This is a genomic window from Luteitalea sp. (assembly GCF_044337415.1).
GTDB lineage: Bacteria > Acidobacteriota > Vicinamibacteria > Vicinamibacterales > Vicinamibacteraceae > Luteitalea.
Window position 1 is genome coordinate 1 of record NZ_JBIINP010000196.1, and the last position, 7192, is coordinate 7192.

Consider the following 7192-nt stretch of genomic DNA (forward strand, 5'->3'; position numbering starts at 1 on the left):
ACCCGGTACCCGGCACCCGGTACCCGGTACCCTGTACCCGGACTGTGTACCCTGTACCCGGTACCCGGAACCCGGACCCCGACCATGCCCCACGTCAACTACCTCTGGGATGACGCCACGGCCGCGACGCTGTCGCCGGCGCAGCGCCTCGTCTACCGCTCGAACATCCTCGGCGCCGATCAGCGCATCACCAACACCGGCGGCGGCAACACGTCGGCCAAGCTCAGCGAGGCCGACCCGATCACCGGCGCGCCCGTCACGGTGCTCTGGGTGAAGGGGTCGGGCGGCGACCTGCGGACGAGCACGCTCGGCAACTTCGCCTCGCTGTACCAGGACCGGCTGATCCAGTTGCAGCAGGTGTATGGCGCCATGGAGCCGCGCGGCGTGAAGACGCCGGCCGAGGACCACATGGTGGGCCTCTACCCGCACTGCACCTTCAACCTGAACCCGCGCGCCAGCTCGATCGACACGCCGCTGCACTCGTTCGTGCCCGCGGCGCATGTCGACCACATGCACCCCAACGCCGTGATCAGCGTCGCGGCGTCGCGCAACTCCGAGCGCCTGACCCGCGAGATCTACGGCGACGAGGTCATCTGGACGCCGTGGCAGCGGCCCGGCTTCGAGCTCGGCCTCACGCTGCAGGACGTGGTGGCGACGCACCCGCAGGCCAAGGGCATCGTGCTCGGGCAGCACGGGCTGATCAACTGGGCCGACGAGGACAAGGCCTGCTACGAGCTCACGCTGTCGCTGATCACGAAGGCGGCCGAGTACATCGAGGCGCGAGACAAGGGCGAGGCCACCTTCGGCGGCCAGAAGTACGCCGTGCTCGACGACGCCGCGCGCGAGGCGACGCTGCTGCAGGTGCTGCCCTGGCTGCGCGGCGAGGTGTCGCGGAAGAAGCGGATGATCGCGACGCTGCAGCACGACGCGACCATCCTGCGCTTCGTGAACAGCCACGACGCGCCGCGCCTGGCCGAACTCGGCACGTCGTGCCCCGACCACTTCCTGCGCACCAAGATCAAGCCGCTCTACGTGGCCTGGGATCCCGCGTCGGGCGACGTCGAGGCCCTGCGCACGCTGCTGGCCGACGGCCTGGCGCAGTACCGGCGTGACTACGCGGCGTACTACGAGGCCTGCAAGCACCCCAACTCGCCGGCCATGCGCGATCCGAACCCGACGGTGATCCTGATCCCCGGGCTCGGGATGATCGCGTTCGGCAAGGACAAGAGCGAGTCGCGTGTGACGGCGGAGTTCTACAACTGCGCGGTCGAGGTGATGCGCGGTGCGGAGGCCATCGACGAGTACGTCGCCCTGCCGCAGCAGGAAGCCTTCGACATCGAGTACTGGCTGCTCGAGGAAGCCAAGCTGCAGCGCATGCCGGCCGAGAAGCCCCTCGCCCGGCGCGCCGTGGTCGTCGTCGGCGCCGGCAGCGGGATCGGGCGCGCGGTGGCGCACCGGGTGGCGGCCGAAGGGGCGCACGTCGTGTGCGCCGACCTGTCGGCCGAGGCCGCCGAGGCCACGGCGGCGGAGCTCACGAAGAAGTACGGGCTGGGGATTGGCGTCGCGGGCAGCGGGATCAGCGGATGTGGGCCGGCAATCGGCGCGTCGGTGAACGTGACCGACAGGGCCAGTGTGCGCGGGCTCGTGCGGCAGGCGTTGCTCGCGTACGGCGCAATCGATCACGTCGTGGTCACGGCCGGCATCTTCCCGACCCCCGATGCCACGGGGCACGTCACCGACGACATGTGGCGCACCACCTTCGACATCAACGTGATGGGCGGCTACCTGGTGGCCGACGAGTGCCGTCCGGTGTGGGAGGCGCAGCAGCTCACGGGCAGCCTCGTGCTGACGACCAGCGTCAACGCGCTCGTGGCGAAGAAGGGCTCGGCGGCGTACGACACGTCGAAGGCGGCGGCCAACCACCTGGTGCGGACGCTGGCGGTCGAGCTGTCGCCGCTGGTGCGCGTGAACGGGCTCGCGCCGGCCACCGTGGTGCAGGGATCGACGATGTTCCCGAAGGACCGGGTGATGTCGTCGCTGAAGAAGTACGGGATCGCGTTCGACCCCGACGCGTCCGCCGACGAACTCCGCGCCCAGCTCGCGCAGTTCTACGCGCAGCGCACGCTGACGCGGCAGCCGATCACGCCTGAGGATCAGGCTGAGGCCGCCTACTTCCTGCTGTCGGACCTCACCGGTCGCGTGACCGGGCAGGTCATCAACGTGGACGGCGGCTTACCGGAAGCGTTCGTCAGATAGAAGGGTAGAAGGGCAGAAGAGCAGAAGGAAAGAAGGCAGGGCGGGAAGGGTGAAGGCGGGAAGGGCGAAGGAGACAAGGCCTGAAGGTAGGGCCGGCTGTCCCAGCCCGGCCCGTCTGCGAGCGCACCCAGTCCATGGCTGCAGGCGCCGGGCTGCAGGCTACCTGGCGCGGTAGCCTGTCGCCTGTCGCCCGTGGCCTGGCCTTACTTGACCGCGATGTCGCCGCTGGCCGTGCTGAGGCGCAGGGTGGGGCCGCCGCCGCGCACGGTGCCGGTGATGTGGCGCGGGTTGACCTTGCCTTCGACGGTGAGCGGTGCGGCGACGTCGAGGCTGCCCGAGGCAGTCTTGGCGTCGACCACGAAGCCCTGCGTCGACGGCACCACCACGTGCACGTCGCCGGAGGCCGCCGACACCTTCCAGTCGCCGGTCGGCGTGCCCTCGACCCCGATGTTGCCGCTGCCGGTGTCGGCCGTGACGATGCCGTGGGCGCCCGTGATCTTGATGTCGCCGCTGCCCGTGCTGGCCTTCACGTCGCCCTTCCCGGTGAGGATGGCGACGATGTTGCCGCTGCCGCTCGACAGGCTGGCCGCCTGGCGGGCGCCCTTCACGGACACGTTACCCGAGCCGCTGGTCGCCTCGACCGTGCCGCCGACCTCGCCGAGGTCGACGTTGCCCGAGCCACTCGTGGCCTTGACGGCGTTGTTCACGCCAGACACGCGGACGTTGCCCGAGCCCGAGCGCGCCGCCACCATCGTCGCCACCGGCACCGTGACCTCGTAGGAGATCGAGACGGCCTTGCGCTGCGCCTCGTCGAGGCGGCCGACGGTGATCGCGTCGCCGGCCTGCACGATCGGCGGCGCCGCGGCAATCTGCTTCGCGATCTCGGCGGCGTTGCTCGGGGCGCCCCAGCCGGATCGCGGCTCGACGGTGCCCTTGACGACGATGGTCGACCCGCCGCTGCGGACGGTGACGTTGCCGCTGCCGGTGGAGACGTCGAGCGTCGGTGACGCCCCGACCGTGAGCGTGCGCTCGAAGGTCACGGGCTGCGCGCCCGCAAGGGCCGGCGCCAGGGTGATCAGGGACGCGGCGAACAACGACTGCAGGCGGCTGGACATCGGGCGGCTCCTCGGGAAAAGACTCCTGCGCCTTTGACGGCAGGGCGGGCGGCGGGGTTCACTTCGCCAGAAATGCTGCGATGCTGCGATGCCGGCAATGTCGAGGCGCCAAGGCTCGGCCGGGATGGGTCGGGACTCGACGCATGGTTGCCAGCCTTGCTCACAGGAGCCAGCGCGACCCCCGCCAGTGGAACTGCTCGACGTGGGTGGTGATGTTCGACATTGCCGGCATCGCTGCATCGCAGCATTTCCGCGCGGCACCCATAATGCCGTGTGCCCCGCGGCCTGATCCTCCTGCTCGGCAGCCTCACGGCCATCGCGCCGATGTCCATCGACATGTACCTGCCGGCGTTCCCCACGCTGGAGCAGGCCTTCGCGACCGACGCCGCGGCCGTGCAGCGCACGTTGTCGGTGTTCTTCCTCGGCCTGTCGCTCGGGCAACTCGCGTATGGGCCGATGTCGGACCGCTTCGGCCGACGACTGCCGCTGCTCGTTGGTCTCGGGCTCTACACCCTGGCGTCCCTCGGCTGCGCGCTGTCGACCTCGATCGGCATGCTCACCGCGTGGCGCGGATTGCAGGCGCTCGGTGGGTGCGCCGGCGTGGTGATGGCGCGCGCCGTGGTGCGCGACGTGTTCGGGCCGCGCGAGGCCGCACGCGTGCTGTCGTCGCTGATGCTCGTGATGGGCGTCGCGCCGATCCTCGCGCCGCTCGTCGGCGGGTGGGTCCTCGCGCACGCCGGCTGGCGCGCGCTATTCGCCATCCTGGTGGTGTTCGGCGCGTCGTGCTGGGTGGCGGTGCTCCGCGGCTTGCCCGACACGGCGCCAGAGGCTCGCGCGGCGACGCTCACGCTGGGCAGTGCCATGGCGGCGTTCGGGCGCGTATCGCGCCATCCGCGTTTCCGGCGGTTCGCCCTCGCCCAGGCGCTCTCGCAGTGCGTGCTCTTTGCCTACATCGCTGGCGCGCCATTCCTCTACATGCAGGTGCTCGGGCTGTCGCCGTCGGGGTTCGCGGCGATGTTCGGCCTGAACTCGCTCGGCCTGATCGGCGCCTCGCAACTCAATCGCGCCCTGCTGCGACGCGAGGAGGCGGGCGTGATCCTGTGGCGCGCGCTGCTGGCACAGTTCGGCGCGGCGTGCGCGTTCGTCGGCGTGGTGTGGACCGGCGCCACCGGGCTCATCACGCTCGCGGCACCCATCCTGGTCATGGTCCTGCTGCTCGGGTTCGTGCTGCCGAACACGACGGCGCTGGCCCTGGCCCCGTTCGACCGCGACGCCGGGTCGGCCTCGGCGCTGCTTGGCGCGTTGCAGTACGGCACCTCGGGACTCGCCACGCTCGCCGTATCGGCGGCCTTCGACGGCACACTGCGGCCGATGGCGACGGCGATCGTGATCTTCCTCGCCGCCGCCCTCGTGCTCGGTGCCGACGCACGAAGGGCACACGTCGTCAGGTAGGGCGCGATGTCCCCGTCGATCTCGCCCAAGGTAGGGCGCGATGTCCCTATCGCGCCGTTGGAGTGTGCGATGTGAACAGCGGCGGGATGAGGACATCCCGCCCTACCTCTCTGCGGGGCGAGCCGGCGCAGCCGGACCCTTAGGACGGCGCGCGGACGAGATTGGCCGGCGCTGCGAAATTCACACACCTGTCAAGTTTTCGTCTGCTACGCTCGTCTACTGGATGTCTACGGACCTGATGTACCCCTCGCGTCGTGCGCTGCTCCTCGGGCTCGCGGCATCGGTGTCGGCCGCGGCGTGTGGTGGGAGCGGGAACAGCGCGACCTCGCCCTCGTCGACCAACCAGACGTGGGTGGCCAACGTGCCGTTCAGCGCGACCGACGTGCAGCCGGGCACCGGTGCCGAGGCCGTCAACGGCTCGCGCTGCGTGGTCGACTACTACGGCTGGCTGTACAGCACGGCGACGACTGACAACAAGGGCTCGCTGTTCGATACCTCGCTGCAGGCGGGACGGACGCCGTTCACGTTCGTGCTGGGCGCAGGCTCGGTCATCCGGGGTTGGGAGCAGGGCGTCCCTGGCATGAAGGTCGGCGGCATCCGTCGGCTGGTCATCCCGCCCGAGCTGGCCTACGGGTCGACGGGCAGTGGGTCCATCCCGCCGAACGCGACGCTGATCTTCGAAGTGCGGCTGAACGACATCCTGGTCTCCGCGACCTAGGGCACCGGCCCGGCCCATCGTCCCTCAGGGGACTAGCCGTTGGTGAGGGAGTGCCCACGTGGCAGTCCCTCCATCTCCCCAGGCCGGTGGCGGCCATTCCCGTGCCGTCGTGCCCCGGTTTACAATGACGGGGATCCCGTGCGACGTGCGCTCGTCCTGATCCTCGTGGTCGTGGCCTCCCTGGCCACCGCCGCGTCGTCTGGCCCGACCCCGGCCAGCGACCGCGAGCCGGATCGCGCCACCTTCGACACCGTCGTCCGCCCCTTCCTCGAGAAGACCTGCACCGACTGCCACAACGACCGCCGGCAGAAGGGCGGGGTGAACCTCGAGCGGCACCAGCTGGCCGGGGCGCTCGCGGCGCATCCCGAGGAGTTCGAGACCGTCCTCCTGAAGCTCCGCACCGGCGAGATGCCCCCGGAGGACGAGGAGCGGCCCGACCCGAAGGAGGTCGAGGTCGTCACGCGCTGGATCGAGCAGGAGTTCCTGCGCCTCGAGCGCATCACCCCGCCCGATCCCGGCCGCGTGACGGCGCGCCGCCTCAATCGCACCGAATACAACAACACCGTGCGCGACCTGTTCGGCGTGGACATCCGTCCGGCCGACGACTTCCCGCAGGACGATGCCGGGTACGGCTTCGACAACATCGGCGACGTGCTGTCGCTCTCGCCGGTGCTGTTCGAGAAGTACATGGTGGCGTCCGAGCGCGTGGTACGCACGGCGATGTTCGGGCACGAGCCGCAGGCGCCGACCCTCGTACGCCTCAAGGCGCCCACCGCGGTCGTGGCGCCCGTCCGCACGGTGCCCGCCTCGTACGACACGAGCGGGCTGAGCCTGCCCAACTCGGCGCATGCGCTGCACCGCGTGACCGTGCCGGGCCAGTACCTCATCCGCGCGTTCCTGAACGGCCGTCGTCCGCTCGGGTCGATGCCGGTGCGCATCGGGCTGTACGTCGACGGTGCCCTGGCGGCGACGCAGGAGATCGACCCCGCGGCGCAGGCGTCGTTCGACGAGGACGAGCAGGAACTCGACGGCAAGACGCTCGAGTTCACGGTGCCGCTCACGCCCGGCGAACGCTGGCTGGCCGTGGCGATGCTCGACCTCTACGACGGGCTGCCGAGGCGCTTCAACGGGCCGAAGCCGAGCGACCGCGTCGAGCAGGATCGCGTGCCGGTGTTCACGCCGCCGCGCAACAATCCGACCCCGGAACGCATCGAGGCGGCGCGCAAGAACTTCGACGAGCGCATCGCGGCGCTGAAGACGGCGCCGATCAACCTCGCCCGCGTGGGGCGGATCGAACTGGCCGGGCCGTTCGACGCCCAGGTGGCGCCGTCGCGCGCGTCGTTGCAGGCCGTGTACGCGTGCGGGCACCTGCCGCACGTGGCCGGCACGGCCCCGACGGGTAGTGCCACCGCTGCCGCGGCCGGACAGGCGCGGCCCACGGCTTCGCCCCGTCACGGCGCGTCCTGCGCGCTGCGCAACATCTCGCACGTCGCCCAACGGGCCTTCCGTCGTCCGGTGACGAGTGGCGAGCTGGCGCCGTACGTCGCCGTCATGGCGAAGGCGCAGAAGGCGGGCGAGTCGTTCGACGAGGCGCTGGCGATCGCGCTGCAGGCCGTGCTGGTCTCGCCCGACTTCCTCTTCCGCATCGAAC

At 70.6% G+C, this 7192-nt stretch carries 5 protein-coding genes; 4 read left to right on the top strand and 1 reads right to left on the bottom strand.

The genetic code is table 11. The features are described 5' to 3' along the window. Window positions 1–84 precede the first annotated feature (84 nt). Window positions 85–2256 (top strand): bifunctional rhamnulose-1-phosphate aldolase/short-chain dehydrogenase, encoded by a 2172-nt coding sequence (locus ACIRDX_RS18745; protein WP_396626964.1) that lies wholly within the window; start codon window positions 85–87, stop codon window positions 2254–2256. 203 nt (window positions 2257–2459) lie between these two features. Here the strand turns inward: ACIRDX_RS18745 and ACIRDX_RS18750 are convergent, their stop codons facing one another. Next, on the bottom strand, window positions 2460–3371 hold the full coding sequence (locus tag ACIRDX_RS18750; RefSeq protein WP_396626965.1) for a DUF4097 family beta strand repeat-containing protein: 912 nt from the start codon (window positions 3369–3371) through the stop codon (window positions 2460–2462). 273 nt (window positions 3372–3644) lie between these two features. Between ACIRDX_RS18750 and ACIRDX_RS18755 the strand changes: the two genes are divergently transcribed. The 3 genes from ACIRDX_RS18755 to ACIRDX_RS18765 form a co-directional block, all read left to right on the top strand. Beyond that, complete coding sequence (locus tag ACIRDX_RS18755; RefSeq protein ID WP_396626966.1) at window positions 3645–4823, top strand: multidrug effflux MFS transporter; 1179 nt, start codon at window positions 3645–3647, stop codon at window positions 4821–4823. A gap of 223 nt (window positions 4824–5046) precedes the next feature. Next, window positions 5047–5541, top strand: a complete 495-nt coding sequence (locus tag ACIRDX_RS18760; protein WP_396626967.1) for an FKBP-type peptidyl-prolyl cis-trans isomerase — start codon at window positions 5047–5049, stop codon at window positions 5539–5541. 138 nt (window positions 5542–5679) lie between these two features. Further along, on the top strand, window positions 5680–7192 hold a 1513-nt coding region (locus ACIRDX_RS18765), incomplete at its 3' end, for a DUF1587 domain-containing protein (protein ID WP_396626968.1).

What these genes read in the sequence shown, in the direction of transcription:
- ACIRDX_RS18745 (WP_396626964.1), top strand. Translation starts at nt 85, where the DNA reads ATGCCCCACGTCAACTACCTCTGGGATGACGCCACGGCCGCGACGCTG.
- ACIRDX_RS18750 (WP_396626965.1), bottom strand. Translation starts at nt 3,371, where the DNA reads ATGTCCAGCCGCCTGCAGTCGTTGTTCGCCGCGTCCCTGATCACCCTG.
- ACIRDX_RS18760 (WP_396626967.1), top strand. Translation starts at nt 5,047, where the DNA reads ATGTCTACGGACCTGATGTACCCCTCGCGTCGTGCGCTGCTCCTCGGG.